General features: G+C 37.9%; 20 protein-coding genes. 8 read left to right on the forward strand and 12 right to left on the reverse strand.

The genetic code is table 11. The features are described 5' to 3' along the window. The first annotated feature begins 82 nt into the window (after positions 1-82). Positions 83-649: a TlpA disulfide reductase family protein gene (locus R3E32_21555; GenBank protein ID MEZ4887333.1), complete on the forward strand. Its 567-nt coding sequence runs from the start codon at positions 83-85 to the stop codon at positions 647-649. A 136-nt stretch (positions 650-785) separates the two neighbouring features. Here the strand turns inward: R3E32_21555 and R3E32_21560 are convergent, their stop codons facing one another. After that, entirely contained in the window at positions 786-1,295 is a 510-nt protein-coding gene (locus R3E32_21560) for a helix-turn-helix domain-containing protein (protein ID MEZ4887334.1), read from the reverse strand. Positions 1,296-1,633: 338 nt separating this feature from the next. Here R3E32_21560 and R3E32_21565 point away from each other — a divergent pair, with 338 nt between their 5' ends. Then, a complete protein-coding gene (locus tag R3E32_21565) occupies positions 1,634-4,171 on the forward strand; it encodes a T9SS type A sorting domain-containing protein (GenBank protein ID MEZ4887335.1) in 2,538 nt (845 codons plus the stop codon). A gap of 17 nt (positions 4,172-4,188) precedes the next feature. Here the strand turns inward: R3E32_21565 and R3E32_21570 are convergent, their stop codons facing one another. Further along, complete coding sequence (locus tag R3E32_21570) at positions 4,189-4,983, reverse strand: hypothetical protein (protein ID MEZ4887336.1); 795 nt, start codon at positions 4,981-4,983, stop codon at positions 4,189-4,191. A 128-nt stretch (positions 4,984-5,111) separates the two neighbouring features. After that, entirely contained in the window at positions 5,112-5,540 is a 429-nt protein-coding gene (gene mce / locus R3E32_21575) for a methylmalonyl-CoA epimerase (protein ID MEZ4887337.1), read from the reverse strand. A gap of 118 nt (positions 5,541-5,658) precedes the next feature. Here mce and R3E32_21580 point away from each other — a divergent pair, with 118 nt between their 5' ends. The 3 genes from R3E32_21580 (at position 5,659) to R3E32_21590 (ending at position 7,901) form a co-directional block, all read left to right on the forward strand. Continuing rightward, positions 5,659-6,885: an IscS subfamily cysteine desulfurase gene (locus R3E32_21580; protein ID MEZ4887338.1), complete on the forward strand. Its 1,227-nt coding sequence runs from the start codon at positions 5,659-5,661 to the stop codon at positions 6,883-6,885. Positions 6,886-7,031: 146 nt separating this feature from the next. Further along, positions 7,032-7,451 carry a Fe-S cluster assembly scaffold IscU gene (iscU, locus tag R3E32_21585; GenBank protein MEZ4887339.1) on the forward strand — a complete coding sequence of 140 codons (420 nt, stop codon included), beginning with the start codon at positions 7,032-7,034 and terminating at the stop codon, positions 7,449-7,451. 123 nt (positions 7,452-7,574) lie between these two features. Then, positions 7,575-7,901 (forward strand): iron-sulfur cluster assembly accessory protein, encoded by a 327-nt coding sequence (locus R3E32_21590; protein MEZ4887340.1) that lies wholly within the window; start codon positions 7,575-7,577, stop codon positions 7,899-7,901. A 134-nt stretch (positions 7,902-8,035) separates the two neighbouring features. Here R3E32_21590 and R3E32_21595 read toward each other — a convergent pair whose 3' ends face one another. The 9 genes from R3E32_21595 to R3E32_21635 form a co-directional block, all read right to left on the reverse strand. Next, positions 8,036-8,818, reverse strand: coding sequence for a DUF4058 family protein (locus tag R3E32_21595; protein ID MEZ4887341.1), 783 nt, complete (start codon positions 8,816-8,818; stop codon positions 8,036-8,038). Between the two features lie 70 nt (positions 8,819-8,888). After that, positions 8,889-9,629, reverse strand: a complete 741-nt coding sequence (locus R3E32_21600; GenBank protein ID MEZ4887342.1) for a DUF434 domain-containing protein — start codon at positions 9,627-9,629, stop codon at positions 8,889-8,891. A 477-nt stretch (positions 9,630-10,106) separates the two neighbouring features. Next, positions 10,107-13,625 carry a M1 family aminopeptidase gene (locus R3E32_21605; protein ID MEZ4887343.1) on the reverse strand — a complete coding sequence of 1,173 codons (3,519 nt, stop codon included), beginning with the start codon at positions 13,623-13,625 and terminating at the stop codon, positions 10,107-10,109. Between the two features lie 11 nt (positions 13,626-13,636). Then, positions 13,637-14,506 carry an ABC transporter ATP-binding protein gene (locus R3E32_21610; GenBank protein ID MEZ4887344.1) on the reverse strand — a complete coding sequence of 290 codons (870 nt, stop codon included), beginning with the start codon at positions 14,504-14,506 and terminating at the stop codon, positions 13,637-13,639. Positions 14,507-14,567: 61 nt separating this feature from the next. After that, a complete protein-coding gene (locus R3E32_21615) occupies positions 14,568-15,140 on the reverse strand; it encodes a CPBP family intramembrane glutamic endopeptidase (GenBank protein ID MEZ4887345.1) in 573 nt (190 codons plus the stop codon). A 50-nt stretch (positions 15,141-15,190) separates the two neighbouring features. Then, positions 15,191-16,828: a M28 family peptidase gene (locus tag R3E32_21620; protein ID MEZ4887346.1), complete on the reverse strand. Its 1,638-nt coding sequence runs from the start codon at positions 16,826-16,828 to the stop codon at positions 15,191-15,193. A 149-nt stretch (positions 16,829-16,977) separates the two neighbouring features. Then, positions 16,978-17,415: a ribose 5-phosphate isomerase B gene (rpiB, locus tag R3E32_21625; GenBank protein ID MEZ4887347.1), complete on the reverse strand. Its 438-nt coding sequence runs from the start codon at positions 17,413-17,415 to the stop codon at positions 16,978-16,980. A 150-nt stretch (positions 17,416-17,565) separates the two neighbouring features. Beyond that, positions 17,566-18,342 carry an ion transporter gene (locus tag R3E32_21630; protein MEZ4887348.1) on the reverse strand — a complete coding sequence of 259 codons (777 nt, stop codon included), beginning with the start codon at positions 18,340-18,342 and terminating at the stop codon, positions 17,566-17,568. Between the two features lie 102 nt (positions 18,343-18,444). Then, a complete protein-coding gene (locus R3E32_21635) occupies positions 18,445-19,029 on the reverse strand; it encodes a rhomboid family intramembrane serine protease (GenBank protein MEZ4887349.1) in 585 nt (194 codons plus the stop codon). Positions 19,030-19,215: 186 nt separating this feature from the next. Between R3E32_21635 and R3E32_21640 the strand changes: the two genes are divergently transcribed. From R3E32_21640 to rpsG, 3 genes are all read left to right on the forward strand, one after another. Further along, a complete protein-coding gene (locus tag R3E32_21640; protein MEZ4887350.1) occupies positions 19,216-19,812 on the forward strand; it encodes a riboflavin synthase in 597 nt (198 codons plus the stop codon). A 276-nt stretch (positions 19,813-20,088) separates the two neighbouring features. Then, positions 20,089-20,463, forward strand: a complete 375-nt coding sequence (gene rpsL, locus R3E32_21645) for a 30S ribosomal protein S12 (protein ID MEZ4887351.1) — start codon at positions 20,089-20,091, stop codon at positions 20,461-20,463. Positions 20,464-20,619: 156 nt separating this feature from the next. Continuing rightward, positions 20,620-21,087: a 30S ribosomal protein S7 gene (gene rpsG / locus R3E32_21650; protein ID MEZ4887352.1), complete on the forward strand. Its 468-nt coding sequence runs from the start codon at positions 20,620-20,622 to the stop codon at positions 21,085-21,087. Positions 21,088-21,117 lie beyond the last annotated feature (30 nt).

Below are 21,117 nucleotides of genomic sequence, written 5' to 3' on the forward strand. Positions count from 1 at the left end.
TGGGTTTGAAAGTGAATGGCTATCTTTCAGACATTCTTTTCTTATTTTTAGGGTAAAATCATAAACCAAAATACACATGAAAATGAAATTAATTTGTTGCCCCATTTTCTTCCTGCTCATCCTTTTCTCCCTTCAAAGTTGCAACAATTCGTCTATCAAAGCCCTGCAAAAGGCGAAAGCAGTAGAGCTGGCAGCAGATGACAAAGGCTATCACGTCAAAATTGGCGAAAAAGCACCCGATTTTGAGATGACCTTAGCCGACGGAACGACTACTTCAATGGAGGAATTGAAGGGGAAAGTGGTCATGCTGCAATTTACGGCAAGTTGGTGTGTTGTGTGTCGTCAAGAGATGCCGCATATTGAGAAAGAGATTTGGCAAGCGCATCAAAATAAAGATTTGGTAGTCATTGGAATAGATAGAGATGAACCGCTCGGAACGGTACAAAAATTTGCAGACCAGATGAAGATTACCTACCCCTTAGCACTCGACCCAAATGCAGACATTTTTGGCTTGTTTGCCTCCAAAAAATCAGGCGTTACCCGCAATGTAGTGGTAGATAAAAAGGGAAACATCGCCTTTTTGACGAGGCTGTACAATGAGAAAGAGTTTGGAGAAATGAAAACGGTGATAGAAAGCTTGTTGAAGTAACTTTTTTTTCTTGAAGGGAGACTTTGGAAGTTTTCTTTTGAGAGCATACTGGTTTTCAAACATCCCATATTTTTCAGGCTAAACTTCCAAAGTCTATTTTTCATTATCAGCCAAACCTGCGTCTGCTACAAAATGCTTATTTCTTGTTTACCAACAATTTGACAAACGAATTGACAATCCAATTTTTATCAGAATTGGCTATGGTGTCCAGTGTTTTGTCGGCAACACTTGAAAATTCGGTGAGGTCGCCAATCATTTTTTTGAAGGCATCGACATCTTCTCCCTCTCCTTCAATTTGTTGCAGTTCACTCAAAACCGACTGAATCGGAGCCAATTCTCTCTTTTTGCGTTCAGCGATGATTTGTTGGGTAATTTTCCAGATGTCTTTTTCGGCGTAGTAGTATTCTTTTCGATGCCCCAATTTGTTTTCCTTTCTGATTAATCCCCAGTCAATCAATGCCCTCAAATTCATGTTGGCATTGCCCATCGAAATTTCCAAGGCTTCTTTCACCTCCGAAGCGGTCATAGCTTCGGGCGAAACCAGCAACAAAGCATGTACTTGCGCCATTGTGCGGTTGATGCCCCATTTAGAACCCAAAGCACCCCATGTTTGAACAAATTGTTCCTTACCTTCTTGCAGTGTCATTTTCATTCACAAATTTAATTAACTTTTCAGAAGTTTCAATATTTTTTGAAATTTGGGTTGGTTCATTCTTTTGACATTAAGTATTTATTTGAAGAATTGTTGAGTAATCACCAAAAAATAACCCACAATCGAAAACTTCTCTGTTTTTCTACAAACATTGTCAATAGCTAAATCCCCAATTGGATGCAAAATAAAATATCTGCCGAATATTATTTTAAAATAAAGGATATTCCGAAATATTTATTGGTTAACTTCGTTTTGAATTTATATAGAATTTCAAATCATTGTTTAAACTTCACTAACCCTATTTTATTAGTTTAAAAATTAATTACTTTAGAATGAGATTTTTCATCTTTTCCCTATTATTATTTTTCAGTAGCATATCCCTTATAGGACAAACAACCTATCAAAAAACCTATGGTACGTCAAGCACAGATGAGGTTGCCTTTGGAGGGGTATCCACAGAATCTGGCGATATATTGCTTCTTAATAGAGTCCAAAGCTCCGAGAATGGTACTTATGATATGCAGCTTTTGAGGCTTGATAAAGATGGCGAACAGTTGTGGTCGAAAGACTATCCAACAGCCGATTTCAACGAAGAAATTTTGAACCTGTACGCTTTGCCATCGGGAGGTTATCTGCTCACAGCCAGATTGAAGAAAAAAGACAGAAGTTTTGGAGGGCTGGTGATTCAGGTAGATGCACTTGGAGAAATAATATGGATGAACACAAGTGACTTATCTAATAAATATCTGATAGCTACTGCAATAGGTGAAAATGGGGATTTTGTTTTCCTAACATTGGAGGAGGAATCCTTTCATCTTTTGGCGATGGACAACACCCAAAACATTGTATGGGAAAAAGAGCTTTCAGACTCTGAACTAACACTTCTTGACTTCAATAGCATTGCAGCTGCCAGTGATGGTGGATACATTCTTTCTGGAACAGGGCATTTGGTAACAGAGCAGGATAGACTTATGTTACTGTATAAGGTAGATGGACAGGGAAATAGAGAGTGGTACCGACTTCAAGCAGAGCACTATGCTGATTCGGTAGGAGCAGATTCTAACACTCCACAAGGGGAACATGTCATACAAACAAATGACGGAGGTTATCTTCATATTGGGAGAACGAATGGCTGGATTAAGCGAATGGTCTATCGGACAGATAGCAATGGAGAAACGATATGGTATGCCGAAGATGGGTCCAGTACTCCCGACAGAATTGATGTGATAGAAAGAACAGATGGAGGTTTTTTAATTGTTTATGGAGAAAGACTATATTCTTCTAGGGGAGATATAAGCCATATTGACGCTGATGGGAATGTAGGAAGTTACAAGGTTCTTAATTCTGGACTAATGGGGCTAATTCCTACGATGGATGAGAGTGGCGATTTTTATGCTTTTGGTGACAGTGGAAGAAGAAGTTTGGATATGGACGCTGCCCTATTTTACTGCAATGCTAATCGAGAAGTACAATGGAGTAAAACTTTCGGTCAGACAGGAAACAAACATGAAGATACTGCTATTGGAATGGTAGATATTGCCACTTCAAATGATATGCTGGTATTTGGACAATCTGATGCAAATACCGAAGGACAGATTCGTTGGAAGCTATTGAACATCAATAAGCAAACGGGTATTTTAAACTGGGAAAAGCAGCTTGTAGAAATTCTAAGTTATAGCGGTGAAATCATTTCGCTAACAGACGGAAATTTTCTAGTAAGTGGTATTGCTTTTCCCGATATCATGGGCAATATCCATACCCGTTATATGAAAATCAATGCAAATGGGGATTCACTTTGGGTGACAGATATAGAAAGAGTTGACACTTATAGAACCATTACAGAGACCGAAAATGGAGAAATTTTAATTGTTACTCGCAAAAATTTTCAAAACCTTGTGCTTATCAAGTTAGGAAACGATGGACAAATACTCAGCGAAGTGAATTTGCCTTCTTCTTATGATTTTTTAGATATTTTGTATCTCGGAGACGGAGACAATCGCTTTATTTTAGTTGGAAACGCTTCTGGTTCAATGGGCAGCAATGGAACTCCAATGGTAGTAATGGAGATGGATAGCAATGGTACTATTATATGGCAAACCTTATTGGAGGATGATAGTTCTGACTTTAAGAGCCTTACTGCCAAAAAAGTTTTGCTGTCTCAGTCTGGAAAATTACTTGTCGTTGGTCAAAAATCCTTTGACAATTCTACTAAAAATAAAATCCATCTGTCATGTTTGTCCACAGACGGAAATATTCAATGGGAAAAAGACATTGCAGAATTGGACAAATCTATTTCAGTAGTAGATTTACTCGAAACTCCTTCTGGCAACATTGCAGTTTTGTTCAACTCCCTTGAAGAGATTTACAGAGCTAACTTCTCTCTGACGGGATTGATTTCTCGAACACAGTCAAGCAATATTCTTCAAACAGATGCCAATGGGGAATTGATATGGTCAAAGAAATACGGGAGTGATATTGGTTATGGAACTGAACTTTTTGATTTTAAACTGGCAGAAAACGGAGGTTTTATAGCTGTTGGCTATATTGATTATCAAAATTCAAGAGACATATATGTTTTCAAAACGGATGAAGATGGGCTACTCACGTCAATCAGCCCACTTCAAAAAAACGCTTTTGATTTTCGTGTTTTCCCCAATCCAAGCTCAGGAAATTTTCAAATCCAGTTGTCAGACAAGTCCCATACACCTATTAATGTTAGTATCTTCGATTCAACAGGCAAAAAGCACTTCAATACAAAGCTCATTCATTTGAATGAAAAGCTGAACCTTTCGTCTCTACCCAAAGGCATCTATTTATTGCAGCTAAGTGACGGAGAACAGTTTGTCGTAGAAAGGTTGGTGATAGAATAGTTTTCTCGCATTGCCCTTTATTTCCCAAACTGATATTGCAGCCCCAAACTGATGGCATTGGTATTTGAAACGATGTTGTTTTTGCCGCCATGAACGATTTGCATCCCGATGCCCAATTGACTTTCAGCCGTAAAGGTGACTCCTTTCAAGACCCTCAATGACAAACCCGCTTCGCCATACAAGCGAGTATAGGTACTTGCACTTGCTTTAGTATCCATATTTTCTATATCGCTTCCCCACGCCAACATTCTATTGTTGAAAGTCGTGCCGATGTTTGCGCCAGGCCCTGCATATAGATTGATAATACTGCCAATTCTTTTTTTGAAAAAATAGGTAGCTGACAGCATCAATTCGTTTTCAATCAAACAGTAGGTCAAGTTGTGCCATTGTCTGTTGTCATCAAAACCATAATAATCCAGCATTAACTCTCTATCCAAAGTCATGCTTAAGCCCAATCGAAGTTCTTGGTTCAGATTGCGCCTTTGTTGCTTGTAGTCAAAAGGATGCAAAGAAACATAAGCCCCGAATCGTCCACCTTCCATTTCAGCAATATAATTTTCGTTTGCCTTCAAATCACCCATACCAATAGAGGGAATCACGCCGCCACGAATCATGCTTTCCAAGCCTTTTTGAGTAATATTGGTGTAATTATCAATGTAACTTCCAGTATAAACTCCAATATTGGCAAGTTTCCACTTTTTGATTTTGGGAGTGCTGTTCTCTGAATTCGGAATAGTTTGTTGAGCCTGAACAAATTGAAGGGAAATAAAAATGCAGAAAGTCCAGAGTAGAAATTTGTAGGATGTTTTCATTTTGAGAATGATTTTGAATTAAAGAAAAAAGGTTTTTGTTTAAAGTAAAAAACGCATAGGCTAGAAAATACGTTGCTATTTTTTGTTTTCTTCAAAGGTAAATTACTTCAATGGAGGCTGCAATTACATTATTTGGACTTTATTCTATTGTCTTCATCAATCTCCTGACACAACTCCACCAAAACCCCGCTGCAATCTTTGGGATGCACAAAACACACCAGCTTATTATCAGCCCCTCGTTTTGGTTTTTCGTTCAATAATCTAAAGCCATCTGCCTTCAACTGCTGCATTGCCGCTTCAATGTTTTCAACCGCATACGCAATGTGGTGCATTCCTTCCCCTTGTCGGGCAATAAACTTTCCAATCGCACTATCTGGATTCGTGGATTCCAATAGTTCTATTTTGTTGGGACCTACTTGGAAGAAAGAAGTGCGAACCGACTCACTTTCCACCTCTTCAATTTTGTAGTGAGGTGCACCCAATAATTTGGCATACAATTCATTAGCCGCTTCTAAGTTTTTTACTGCAATGCCGATGTGTTCTATTTTGTCAAACATAAACTACTTTTTTGCTGCTTATTTAGAAAGTTTCTAAATTAATGCGAACTATTTATTTAGAAAACTGTTACTTTTGCTGATTGAAGATGGTAAAACAACACAAAATTAAGATAAAATTATGTCAGGTTTAAAGTTACCGATTTATTTAGACAATAGTGCAACGACCCCTACTGACCCAAGGGTTGTGGAAACGATGATACCTTATTTTTATGAAAAAATGGGGAATGCTTCTAGCCGAAACCATCCTTTTGGTTGGGTTGCAGAAGAGGCTGTGGACTATGCACGTGAACAAATTGCTCAGTTGATTGGCGCAAGCAGTTCTAAAGAAATCATTTTTACTTCGGGTGCTACGGAAGCTGACAACTTGGCTCTCAAGGGAGTGGCAGATATGTATGCCCGACGAGGCAATCATATCATTACAGTAAAAACCGAACACAAAGCAGTTTTGGACACTTGCAAGCAGTTAGAAAAAGAAGGCTGTACAGTGACTTATTTGGAAGTTGGTTCAGATGGTTTGATTACGCCTGAGCAAGTGCGTGAGGCCATGACCGACAAAACCATTTTGGTGTCTGTAATGATGGTCAACAATGAGTTGGGAGTTCGTCAGCCAATTGAAGAAATCGCCAAAGTAGCGCATGAAGGTGGTGCTTTGTTTATGTCCGATGCAACACAAGCTGTGGGTAAAATTCCTGTGGATGTTGAAGCAATGGGTATTGATTTGATGGCTTTTACAGCCCACAAAATGTACGGCCCTAAAGGTATTGGAGCTTTGTATGTGCGTCGCAAAAGACCAAGAGTAAAAGTGACTGCACAGATGGACGGCGGCGGTCATGAAAGAGGGATGCGTTCTGGAACTTTGAATGTGCCTGGCATCGTTGGTTTTGGCAAAGCGGCAGAATTGGCTCGCTTGGAAATGGATGAAGAAAGCAAAAGATTGCGGTACTTGCGTGACAAATTGGAGAACGAATTGATGCAAATGGAGGAAACCTATTTGAATGGTCACCCTGACCATCGTGTTCCACACATCTCCAATATTTCCTTCAAATATGTGGAAGGGGAAGGTCTGATGATGGGCTTTAATCAAGAAATTGCGGTTTCTTCTGGTTCGGCTTGTACTTCGGCTTCTTTAGAGCCTTCTTATGTGTTGATTGCCTTAGGATTGGACGACGAATTGGCGCACTCTTCTCTTCGATTCAGTTTGGGGCGTTTTACCACCGAAGAACAGATTGATTACGCTATCGAAAAGGTGAGAAATGCGGTGAACCGCATGAGAGATTTGAGTCCGCTTTGGGAAATGTACAAAGAAGGAATCGATGTTTCTACGGTTGAATGGGCGGAGCATTAATGAATGACTTTTGCATAAATACTTTTGAAGTTTATTTTTTGTAAATAGTTGATTTTCTTCATAAAAACAGATTTTCCAAATAAAACTCCAAAAGTCTAAATCAAATTCAAATAAAATAAATTTAACAAAAATAAAATAACAATATCATGGCATATTCAGAAAAAGTATTGGATCATTACAACAACCCTCGCAACGTAGGAACTTTGGACAAAAGCAACAAAAACGTTGGTACAGGATTGGTAGGTGCGCCCGAATGTGGCGATGTGATGCGTCTTCAAATTGAAGTGGAAGAAGGTACTGGCTTGATTAAAGATGCAAAATTCAAAACATTTGGTTGTGGTTCTGCAATTGCGTCTTCTTCTTTGGCTACGGAGTGGTTGAAGGGAAAAACTGTGGATGAAGCGATTGGTATTGACAACATGGACATCGTGGAAGAATTGAACTTGCCACCTGTAAAAATTCACTGTTCTGTATTGGCAGAAGATGCAATCAAAGCGGCAATCAATGACTACCGAGTGAAACAGGGCTTAGAGCCAATTGAACAAGAACACTCTATCGTACATTAAATTGTTAAATGGCTGAATTGCTTTATTGTCGAATGGCTAAATAGTTGAAGTGTATTGAGTAAACTGTGTAGCCGTGAAGCAATCTAACAATTTAACAATCTAACCATAAAACAATCTTATTTTATGATTTTCATTAGCGAAGAAGCAAAGAAGCAAGTTAAAAAATTGAAGGAAGATGCGGGTATTGGCGAAGATTATTTCGTGAGGGTATCTGTGGTAGGAGGAGGCTGTTCGGGTTTGTCCTACAAAATGGATTTTGACAATGAATCTAAACCCAATGACCAAGTTTTTGAAGACAAAGGTGAAAAATTGGTGACAGACCTTCGCAGCTTCTTATATGTTTGTGGAACGACTTTGGAGTTTTCTCGTGGTTTAGACGGCAAAGGTTTTCACTTTAGCAATCCAAATGCTTCCCGTTCTTGTGGATGCGGTGAAAGTTTTGCAGTTTGATTTTCAAGATGTAAGGCGAGATATACAAGACAACAGATTTGAAGTAATGGTGGAATTGTAAAATGGTAGGATTGAATTTGATGATTCAGTTGTACCATTTTGCAGTTTCACCATTTTTTGTTTTCCTTCCTATTTCAATTTTCCTTTACCAGCCCTTTTATCCATTCCCATTCTTCTTCTGGTAGTTTTGGAGGTGGTGGTTCAGAGTTGTAATCAATAGAAATATCGTAGCCTGCATCCTCATATACCTCCTCAATCGCTTTTTGAAGGTTTAAGGGTACATCTTTGTCTTCCCTCAAAAGTGGAACAGGTACAACTGGAAGTGCATTCTCTAATTTTATTTTCCAAAAGTCAGTTAGGGCAGATTCTGAACGAGTCAAACCTACTAAATAAGTAGTATCTTCCAATATAGGATGAGAAAGGGGGCGAGTTCCCCTTCGAAGCAAATCAATTTCTAAAAGATGTACTTTGGATTGGTGCAGTTTGCGGCGTTTTCGACGATAAGGCTTCAAACCTGGCACACGCTTATTGACAGGAGATAATATTTCAATAACTGTAATCAACCGATTGGTAGCAGCATCTTTTATTTCTATAACAGGAATACGAACTTTTACAGAGGTCAATGTCGGAACAGATACCGAAACAGGAGAAAGAGTTTGGGTATGTCCATCATCAAATACATATTTTTTTAACTTTACGTCTTTTTTACGAAGCAAAACGCCTACATCGGGATACATAATCCCCACATCTTCAGATGGATTGGTATCTTCTATGGTGTATTGTTCGAGGCGAGCCACATATTTGGGACGAAGCAAGGGGGTTAGTTGTTCTCGAATTTTGTAAGCAAGAGCGTGGTGGACATCTGACCATAGATAACCTTCCAAATAAGGATCCATTCCTGGAAAAATATAAGCCATATCATTGATTGTTTGCTGTTTAGTTGAAAACAATAGAAAGAATCAAAAAGTTGTAGAGGAGGGAGGCGTTCTATGTTTGAGGACTGCAACTTAAATCTATCAAATTTAGCAGATTTATGTGTTTGTCCATAATGTATGCCCCCAAATTGAACCACTTTTTTGCGCCCTCCAATACCATACTATCTGCCGAAACCACAATGTTGTCTATGGAAGGGGAAACAATCAGCTCTTTATCAGGGTTATAGACCAACTGCACATCCCAATCCAAACCTTTTCCTTCAATGACCTCATATATCAAAGTCTTCAATCTGCCACTATTGGAAACAGGTTTGTCAAAATACCAAGTCGCTTTCTCTACCTTCAATTCCTTCAATGTCTGTCCAACTAACTCAATGGCTTCAATGGTTTCCGACACCCTTTTGTAGGTGCCATGCACACTTGCCAAATCTCGACGGCTGCCATCTTGTCCTTTGAAGATAAAACCGCCCGATAAGGCACTTTCGATGGTAATCAACAGATTGAAGCCGTCAATGAATACATGGCTGTCCTTCAATGTTTCGATACTGCAATGTTTTTCTTGTCGACTTTTTTGGGAGGCATCCGAGCAAGCTGCGCCTTGTATGGCTTTCCGTTGTCGCTCGGTGAGTTTGAAGCGGTCGCCCACGAGTTTTAAGGCTGCTTTTTCGGCATAACCTTTAGAGAGCAACCAAGATAAATCACTGGTTGCGGCTTGCAAAATTGGAGTGAACTTTGGCGCAAAGAGTTTTTGGTCGTTTGGGTGTTGTCCTCGGTGTTTTTGTTTGTTGGGCATTAAGGCATCAAATTCTTTTGTATAAAAAACGAACCTATCACTGCCTCATAAGTATTTCCCATCAATTTCCAATAGTAGCGTCTTGGAAGTAATAGGTTTTCTATTCCTTTCACCTGTTTCGGGATCAAAACTGATTTGACTTTGTGCAAGGGATAGTTCAAGAGTTTTGAAGTCTATATTTTGGGTCTCAAGCCATATAGAAGAAAGGACTAAGGTGATAGCAAGAAAATACTATAAGTATGATTTGTTATCTTTTCTTAGATTTCTTTTCTCTCTTCTCTGCCTTTTTCTCTTTAGGAGTTTTAGTAGGTTCTTTCTTTACCGCTTTTTTTACGTCTTTAGACTTTGCCATGATATATTGTTTTTAAAAGATTATTGTATGTTTTTTTAGATTTAAACAAGTGCTGTTTATAACTCAAATGTCTTACTTTTATTTCAAATAGCAAAGCAAGTTTTAATTTATTCAACGAAGTTAGATTAGTCTATTTTCCACTCGTTGTCCTTCATATTTTTATCCATCACCAAATAATTTGGGTCTAACATGACTTTACTCGGGTTTTGATTCAATACAAGAGTGTGTTTGCTGGAGGGAGATGTGACTTTGATCTTTTCTACTGCAAACAATACACCGTCAGCATTATAACATCCAATTTCAATAAAATCATTCAATGGAATAAAAGTTTCTTCCTCGTCACCTCTGTATTTTCTAACTTCAAAATCAATGACGGCTTCAAATACATTCCCTGCAATGGAAACAATTTGGACATCCTTAATTTTGTTCTCATAGAAGGTGACGGTTTCAAAAAAATCAGTTATCAAATATTGCAGTTCAGTAGGAGTTGCTTTTTTTAGATGCTCAATCAAGTCAATGGTTGTAGGGTATTTATTCGTCCTAAATTGGTAGTGTTCTAAAAAATATTTTAAGATTATATTCAACTGTTCTTCTCCCAAATAATGATTCAATGTATTGAAAGCCATCGATCCTTTTCCATACGCAATGTATTCTTGTTTGGTACTCACTAAGTACAAAGGACTTTCGGTTTCACTTTCTTGGGTTCTTCCCCTCAAGTAGCGTTTTCGCTGAAATTTTAGGAATTCCAAGGCTTTTTCTTTTCCATAATAATCCTCATACATTTTGAGACTGATGTATTCCGTGATGCTTTCGGTCAGCATTTTGGCACCCAAGGCATTGGCGGGGATTAACTGATTGCCAAACCATTGATGTGTCAATTCGTGTGCAGGTACATAAAAAGAAAGGTCAATTTTATCCTCACTTTGTTGGGGATTGAGAATGAACCGAATTTCGGATATGGGAATCGAGTTGGCCATTGTTGTTGCATACGTTCCTTCGGATAAAGGAAATTCGATGATGCGGGCTTCTTTATGTTGGTAAGTGCTGAAATATTGGGTATTGTAATCTATTGCAGCTTTCAATCCGTCCATCATTTTGGAGGTATTGAAGTTGTGTGTAGGGTGGTGATAGACTTCGAGAAGTATGCCTTTGTAGTATTCTTTTTGAAGTGAAAAAACGCCTGAATTGAAGGCAAAAAGGAATTTTATCTTTTGGTCGGTTTGATAGTGGTAATAATTTCTGCTATTTTCAGTCCACTTTCGCTGCAAAAAGCCCGGTGCAATTGCTATTTGATTGTCCGAAGTGCTGATAGTTGTTTCTAAGTCAATCAAATCGGCATCTATGGAGTAGAAATTCACCTTTGCCGCAGTACTGTCATTGGGGTTTTGGTTGTCATTGTCCAAAAAATAACCCAACCTTGGTAAGATGTCACTTTTCAGGAATGTGCCATTTTGAAGTACACCAGAATTTCGTTCAAAAACGGTATTGGACTTGTTTTTAATGTCGAAATGAAGAACCAAACTATCATTTGGTAGGAGTGTTTCCTTCAATAGGTGGACAGCAAATTGTAGAATAGAATCTCTGCTAATCAGTACATTGTGTTGATTAATGGTATAACTGGTGATTTCGTCAAAACCCGTTTTTATAAGTAGGGTATCTATGTTTTTTGAAGTACTGTTTACTATGGTGTATTTTCCACTTGCCTGAAAAGATTTGCTGTCGGGAAACAACTCTATGTTCAACTTGACATCGGTTATCTTGGGTTGAATCGTGATTTTGTATTGCTCATAGTTCTTTTTGAAGTGAGTCAAAATATTTTCTTGGCTTTTATTGGTGTTCATATCAAAACTGCCATAGCTTTCTCCCTGAAAAATTTTGAAGCCGAGAATAAGCATAAGAATTGCAGAAGTCATTGCAGCATAGGGAACGAAACCTTTGAGGCGAGTTACTGCAATTTGGACGCGTTCTTTGAAGGAGAAAGTGAAGCCACGTTTCCACAATAAATGGCTCGAAATGACGAGTAAACCTGAAAAGGCAAGCCAATAGGCATGTATCAGAAAGGTAGCGGCTAAATCGCTTCCGAAGCCGTTCATACTGCTGTACTGTAATTGTGGCGGTGTATTGAATTGAAATAGATGCGTGTGAATACCGATTTGAGACAATTGGTCTTTTCCTACCCAAGTCAAAAGCAAAAGGAATATTCCCAAATAGAGATTGGGAAACAGTGTGTGGATGAAAATGGAAGCAAAAGTCCAGATAATGAGGGTTGGAAATGTGAGTACAAAAAGATGGAAAAGGTATAGACCGACTTCAAAATCATAGAAGCCATTGTACACCTGTATCGCAATGCCACACAATAACATGACCATCAAAAGTATGAATTGTACTTGGATAATAGCCAATATTTTTGACCCTATAAATACCCAGTTGGGCAATGAAGTAGCGTCTATTAGTTGATGGGATTTGGACATTCTGGCTCGATGTACCAACATTCCTGAGAAGATAAAAGTGATGAGTATGATGATGGTAGAAAAGAAAAACATGGGTACAGACAACATCAGACTGGTCAATGGAAGGAGTACCAATTCGCCTGTGTTGGTAACTTTGCCGATGGTAAAAAGAATGGCAAAAATGCCAAAAACGACCAATATCAAAAACATCCAACTTTTGACGATGTACTTGAAGTCTATTGCCGAAAGTTTGAATATTGCTTTGATTTGCTGCCAAGTAGAAAAATTATATTCTACATTAGAAAGTTGAAAATCGGTGGATTTTTGTGCTTCAATAGAAGTGGCAGCTTCAATTTTGCTTGTTTTTCTTTTGAAGGGAAGACTGATAGGTTCTTGGGTAAAAGAGAATTTACGGTAGAAGATAACAACCAAAGTGATGCTAATAGACAGCCAAAACAATCGGTTGTAGAGAACCATACTCCAAACGGGGATGAGTTTTGTGTTTTGTTCGGAGAGCGTCCAATATTGCGTTTCATACATTGCCGCATTTTGTGCGAAAGGGTCGCTTATGGCAATCAGGAAGGGGTGTCCTACAAATAGATTTTCGGTGATGATTTGAAGAAAAACTAAGAGGATGATGGTAGTAAATCCTGCGTAAATATTGCGGGATACACCGACAACTACAAAGACCAATAAACCGTAAATGAGCATATTGGGAATGACAAAAAAAGCGTAACTATGCAAGTAACCCCAACCATTGAATGGACCGATTTTGGGATTGTTTGCTCCAAGTATCCATTCTCCTACCACAAACGCCAATCCAACAGAGAAAACAATGAAAAGCACAACGGTAAAGGCGCTCAAAAACTTCCCAAATACATAACTTGATTTTTGTATTGGAAAGGAATAGAGGATGTTGTGAAAATTGCCTTGGTAGTCTTTGTAGAGTGTCGTGCCGATGATGGCAGGGAGTAGAAATAGAAAAAATTTGTTGAAATACTGAAAAATGTAGTTGATTTCATGGGGTGAGTTCAACAATTGAATCGGACTTTGGGAGGTGGAAGGTTCGTCAAAAAAGCCGCCTGTTCCCAATATCGTCAGCAAAGCAAAAACAAAAAAGACGGAAAAATAAATGTAAGTTGAGGTTTTTTTGAGCCAATATTTGAGTTCGTAAGTGTATATTTTTAGGAACATTTTTTCGGGATTTAAGCCTGCAAAGCGATGAAATAGACATCTTCGAGATTGGGCGGAGTGCTGTGAAAATGTTCATTTGGTTGCGTTTCTGCAAATACTCGAATGCTAAGCGTATGGTCTTCGTTGTAATTGGAGGACAATACTCGATGTGTTTTTTTGAAACCTTCCAAAGTATTTTTATCCGCATGGATTGCCCATATTTTTCCTTCAATGTTTTTCAAAGAAGCGGAAGGACTGGTTTTCTGCAAAATTTTTCCACCGTTCATAATCGCCAACTCGGTACAAAGTTCTTTTACATCTTCCACAATATGAGTCGAAAAAATAACGGTATTATTCGTACCGATTTCTCGCAAAACATTCAAAAAACGATTTCGTTCAGCGGGGTCTAAGCCAGCAGTCGGTTCATCCACAATGATGAGTTTGGGCTTGTTCAGCAGTAGTTGAGCGATGCCAAAACGCTGTTTCATGCCACCTGAATAACCACTGACAGCTTTTTTCCTGACCTCATATAAATTGGTAAGATGCAATACTTCTGTTACAATGATTTTGCGTTCCTTTTTGGAGACAATTCCCTTCAATACTGCAAAATAATCCAGTAGTTCTTCTGCCGAAACGTTGGGATAGACACCAAAGTCTTGCGGTAAATAACCCAGTATTTTTCGCAAGCTCATTTGGTCTTTCAGGATGTCTATTCCATTGAAAGTCAGAATCCCTCTGTCTGGCAGTTGGAGTGTAGCGAGGGTTCGCATCAGAGAAGATTTCCCAGCACCATTAGGGCCAAGTAAGCCAAACATTCCCGTTCCTATTTCGAGGTTGAGATTGTCAATGGCTTTCACACCATTGTTGTAGGTTTTTGTAAGATTTTGAATGATTAGCGTCATGCCATATCTAACAGCTATACTCAGTAGGTTTGTTCCGTATATAGGAACGAATTAACTTTTGTTAAGATAGAGTATCTTCTGATTTTACAATCACCCCCAAACTGATTGCATCATACACCGCATGGGCTACAATGGCTGCTGTAATGCTCACATATTCAAAAAGATAACCCAAGCCCGAACTCAACAAAACCATAAACAATCCGACCACAAAAAAAGGGGTCTTGCGTGGGTCAAGGTAAATACCGTGTGCCATTACAAAAACAATGGAAGTAAGCCAAATTCCCAAAAACGGCTGAATACCAGCCCTAAACAAAAGTTCTTCTCCAATGCCTACGCAAATTGAAATCAGTAAAATGTCGAAAATAGAGAGTTGGATGCCTTTGAAGGTTTCGCCAAAGAAAGATTTGACAGGCGCAAAAAAGGGAATTTTTAGGAGAGAAGTAGCGATTGCAGCCCCTGCAATGCCATATCCTGTGCCGATTAAAACTTGGGTAGTCCAAGAAAAATTGGAGGAAAAAAATAAATGGGAGAGGGTTTCGCCTTGTAGAAAAACTACTAAAACTAAGCCTATTGGCGACATGACCAATAGACTTAGAATGGCTAAAAGTTTAAATGTTTTTTGGTTGATTTGCATTGAAGTAAATTGAAGCCCAAAATTCAATTTGAATTTTGAACTTGATTTCCCTATAGTTTATCCGCTTCAATGCGTTTGTCCTGATTCGCCAATTGCCAAAGCGTATGAAAAATCAAACGACCACGATTTTGCATCGCTTCAAAGTTGATTTTCTCTACTGTATCTGTTGGCTTATGGTAGTCGGCATGAGTGCCATTGAAGAAAAAGATGGAAGGAATACCTTTTTCTGCAAAATTGTAGTGGTCAGAACGGTAGTAAAAACGGTTGGGATCGTTTTCATCGTTGTAGGTATAATCCAAGTCCAAATGAGTATAGAGGCGGTTCATACGCTCATTGATTTCGTGGAGTTCAGTGCTTATTTTGTCTGCACCAATCACATAGACATAGTTGTAATTCGTGTGTTTGTCATCTTTTCTACCCACCATGTCCGTATTGATACACGCCACAGTTTGCGTCAAAGGAAAAACGGGGTCAGTGTTGGCATAATATTCTGAACCCAATAACCCTTTTTCTTCGCCCGTAACGTGCATAAACAAAATACTACGGCGAGGGCCATGACCGTCCTTTTTAGCTTGTACCATTGCCTCAACCATTTCGAGAACCGTAGTCGTGCCAGAACCATTGTCATCTGCACCGTTGTTGATGTCTTTGCCGATAGTGCCGATGTGATCGTAATGAGCAGTTACTACAATGACTTCATCTTTCAAGTCCGTTCCTTCTACAAAGCCGAGTAGGTTGTTGGCTTCAATAAGTTTGGCATATCGTTCAATATCAATCGTTGCTTTGTTTTTGATTTTGAAGCTAAAAGGCTTACCTGATTCGTTGATTTGCGACTCCAATTCTTCAACCGTCACCTTGTTTTTCTTCAAAAGTTCGTTTGCAATTTGTGGGCTGATGAAAATAGTATTCATGCCATTTGCCCGCTTTTTGATGTCATTTTGCAGTTTTATCGAAGTGCCTTTGATCCAATTTTCGTAGTAAGCCGCATTTTCCTTGTAGTCATTTACTACTACTAAGAGTGTATTTGCACCTTTATCACGAGCCGCCTGTGCTTTTTTGCGAGAATTGGTACTCCATTCCGATGGAATATCCATTTTGGAAACATAGAAAACACCTTCTTTATTGATAGGTTCGTTGGACAGCACCATGAGTGTCTTGCCTTTAACATTTACACCTGCATAATCATCATAAAATGGGTCTTCAATACCATATCCTAAAAATAATATTTTCTCATTTTTTAGGTGTATATCAGAAGTATATTGTGGAAAACAGTAGAAATCATCCGAAAAATCAAACTGTTTACCTTTTACTTCAATGCTAAGGTCATCACTCCAGCCTTGTTGAATCAATGGCACAGGATGGTAATAACCATTTCCTTTCCCGATGGTGGGCAAACTCCACTTTTGGTAATACTCTGTGATATATTTTGCAGCTTTTTGCTGACCTTCTTCCCCCGTACCTCGCCCTCCATATTCATCTGAGGCCAAGATGGTCAAGTGTTTTTTCATATCTTCTGCGGTGATAGTTGCCGCATATTTCATAGAAAGTTCATCTAACTCTTCCGTATTTTGCTGGTTATCGTTGGACTCATTGGCTTTTTCATAAGTAGGCAAATCTATGATTTCTTGCATTTGGGCATTTGCCAAAAGCGAAAAACATAAAGTCAATATTAAAAATAAATGTTTCATAATGATATTGATTGATGATTGTTTGTCGTATAAATATGTGTTTAATAACGCTTAAAAAATGAATTCCCAATTTCAAAACTGAAATGTGATGGCCTTCAATCTGCTGTTTGAACTTGTGTTTGAATTCTACTTGACAGGTCTTTTTTAGTTTAGATGGCGCATGAAATTTTGCTCACTCTACGAGCGTGACGACCTCCTTCAAAATCAGTAGTTAGAAAAATCTCTACCATTGATTGGGCATTGAAAGTACTGATGAAACGAGCAGGAAGGCAGATTACATTTGCATCGTTGTGTTGTCTTGCCAAAGCAGCTAATTCATTTTGCCAACAAATAGCAGCTCTGATTTTTTGATGCTTATTGGCGGTAATAGCCACTCCATTTGCACTACCACAAATTAACACACCAAAATCTGCTTCTTCTGCTTCAATAGCATTGCAGAGCGGATGCACGTAATCAGGATAATCTGCGGATTCTGATGAATAAGGTCCATAATCCGTCACATCATAACCCTGTTTTTCCAATTGTTGTTTGATAATGGCTTTGTACTCAAAACCTGCATGGTCTCCGCCAATGGCAACTTGAATCATAGTGTATTTGTTTTTAGTTGGTTAACTGTTTTAGCGATAAAATTTAGACTACAGATTGAGGCTATATTCATAGCAATGCTTACGTTAAATTAAACTGCAAATTTAGGAAAAAGTTACTATGGAAGGTTTGTTAGAAATGTATGGCCTTTGTCAGTTATTGCTTTTTTCTTCTAAGAAAGTCTGCAATTGATTGATTTGTTGCTGCAAATGGTCTATTTTTTCCTCCAAAATAGCGGTATTATCTATGGTCATTTCATCTACAAAAATGGCATTTGTAATAGACAAGCCAAATATACCTCCTGTCAATACCACAAAAGCAAAATAGAGTTTACACCATCCTCCAATACTTCCATTGGAGTTGAGTTCAATAGTATTTGGAATGTCGTTCCATCCTTCAAGGGTGAACATCTGGAAAATGGTAAAAAACGAGATAATCGGGTCGCCAAAATGTTCTACAGAATATTTGCTAAAAAGGTGACAAGAGAATACTGCCAATATAAAGTTGTAGAGAGCGAGTGCCATCAATATAAAAATGGAAGCTTTGAAAGCACGCCCTAATCCTTCAATAAGTTGTTGTAAATGAGGTACAAAACCGAAAAAACGAAATAACCTAACCAGACGAAATAAACGCAAAAGTAGCATAAAAGAGAGGTCGGGTAGGGCAGGAATGATTGGCATAAGAAGAGAAGGAAGGCTCAATACAACTATTGCGAAATCAAAGGTATTCCACTTGTCATTGAAGTAAGCGGAGGGTTTGAAATAGTGTATTTTTGAAATGGCTTCAAATACGAAAAACAGCACAAAGAAAGTATCCAACCAAAGCAATATCCATTCAAAATCGTTGTCAATATTAGGAAAAGACAATAGGAAAATCACCACTGCATTGAGAACAATAGCAGAATAAGTAATTCGATTCGATAAAAACATTTTTTGTAGCATAACCCTACAAAGATAGTGGATATGCTGCAAAATAATAAAAATTATAAAAACAAGCTAAGAATCATTAGCAAATATCTGTAAAACAGTGTTTTAATAAGGGTGTGCAAGGTCAATTGGCTTATCGGTCTTGCCAAATACGAAACCAAAAACAGCTCCAAAAATACCGCCAATAATATGTGCAAATTGTGAAATATTATCAGCTTGAATACTGGCAATAACTTCTTTTCCTAAAAACAAAATAACAACCAAGATAAAGGTAAGTGGAATAGTTCCAGATTTAAAGTTGGTCATAGAACTCAATAAAATCAACATAAAAACTATACCACTTGCGCCCAACAATCCCGTAGAAAATAAAGTAACATTCAAAATTCCTGTTACAAAAGCAGTAATCAACATCATGATTAACAGCAGTTTTGAACCATATTTTTCTTCAATCAATGGTCCTATCAATAAAATAAATGTAAAATTACCAACCAAATGTGTCCAGTTGGCATGTCCAATAGCATGGCTAGCGAGTGTGAAAAAGGAAATAGGGTTAGTGAAATCGGATTGAGGAGAAACTGCAAAGAAGGTATGTGTGAAACCTTCTCCTAATACAGAATCTGTAAGGAACATTACAACGGTTGCTATTAGAGTATAAGTGAGAATAACAGGAGAATTATATGTAATTTTCATTAGCCAGCATATTTTAAGATTAGAGTGCAATTTTAATTATAACTGATGAAAGAGAAAGATAGTTCCCTATTTTTGCCCTAAAATTATGACAATCACATTGAAAAATGGTTTGAAACCAATTGAAGTTATTTCTGTTCATTTACTACTTTCGTAGTCATTTCTCACTCTTCAATAGGATTTTAAAATATGTTTACAGGAATTATAGAAACATTAGGGACAGTCACAAGACTTCAAAAAGAGGGAAATAATCTACATATTTCTGTTGAATCTTCTATTTCCTCTTCCTTCAAAATAGACCAAAGCGTAGCACACAATGGTATTTGCTTGACAGTTGTTGCTTTAGATGGAAATGTTCATACCGTTACAGCAATTCATGAAACATTAATCAAAACTAATTTAGAACATTTAAGAGTTGGAAGTAAGGTTAACTTAGAGCGTTCTATTACTGCCAATACTCGTATTGATGGACACTTTGTTCAGGGACATGTAGATACTACTGCACATTGTATCAAAATTGAAGAGGTAAGCGGAAGTTGGTATTTTACCTTTGAATACGATAAAAGTGTGGAATATATTTTGGTTGATAAAGGGTCAGTTTGTATTGATGGAACAAGTTTAACGATAGTCGAGTCAGAGCATCCTACGTTTTCAGTTGCAATCATCCCATATACTTACCAGCATACTTTGTTTGGTCAATATCAAATAAGTAATGTGGTTAATTTAGAGTTTGATATCATTGGAAAATACATTAGTAAATTAGCCAAACATTATTTTGTAAAATAGATTACCTCTGTCCACAGAAGGAATAGAACAAGTTTGAAACTATTTTTGTTGCATGATTTCCCAGAAAAAAGCAAAGTTGATTTGGTAATCTCATTAAGTTGTTGTAATTTTGCACCGCTTTTTTAATCTGCGGGTGCTTTATAATTTACAAGGCAGATATGATGTCGAAAGTAGGAGTAACCATATATTCTTAAAACATTTTTTAGATTCTATTTGGTTATTTCTCCTAAGAAACCTACCTTTGCACTCCCAAAAAAAATAAGATTAGAACAGATAATGCCAACTATACAACAATTAGTACGTAAAGGAAGAGTCATCCAAAAATCGGTTAGTAAATCGAGAGCATTGGATAAATGTCCGCAAAAACGTGGCGTTTGTACGAGGGTATATACAACCACTCCTAAAAAACCGAATTCCGCTCTTAGAAAAGTAGCGAAAGTTCGTTTGACCAATGGTATTGAGGTGATTGCTTATATTCCCGGCGAAGGACACAACTTACAAGAGCACTCTATTGTATTGATTAGAGGAGGCAGGGTGAAAGATTTGCCTGGTGTGCGTTATCACATCGTCAGAGGATCTCTGGATACTGCTGGTGTAGAAAATCGAAAACAAAGCAGATCAAAATACGGTACAAAACGCCCTAAAAGCTAAATTTTATTTGTCGTTTTGTGATAGAAGCTCAAAGGTTTATAATTGTTTCGGTAAGTATCTAAAACCTCTGAGCTTATTTTTTGCACATACTATAAATAAATTAGATATTTTATCTTTTTTAGTAAAAATCAGAACACCGAATAGTTTAATAGAGATATGCGTAAGTCAAGAGCAAAAAAAAGACCTTTATCACCAGATCCCAAATTTAATGACCAACTGGTCACACGATTTGTAAACATGATGATGTGGAGCGGTAAAAAAGGAGTCGCCTTCAAAATATTTTATGATGCAGTAGAAATCGTTTCAGAAAAAACGAAGAGCGATGGCTACGAGTTGTGGAAAAAAGCATTAAACAACATAATGCCACTTGTGGAGGTACGCAGTAGAAGAATCGGAGGTGCAACCTTCCAAATTCCAACTGAGATTCGTCCAGACAGAAAAGTTTCTGTTGGCATGAAATGGTTGATTACTTTCTCTCGCAAACGAAATGGTAAATCTATGGCAGAAAAATTGTCTGCTGAGATTATGGCGGCTGCTAAAAATGAAGGTGCTGCTGTTAAAAAGAAAGAAGATACTCACCGTATGGCAGAGGCAAATAAAGCATTTTCACACTTTAGAGTGTAATATTATAATAAAAGGCATAAGGTATTTCAT

It is taken from the genome of Chitinophagales bacterium, assembly GCA_041392475.1.
Lineage (GTDB): Bacteria > Bacteroidota > Bacteroidia > Chitinophagales > UBA2359 > JAUHXA01.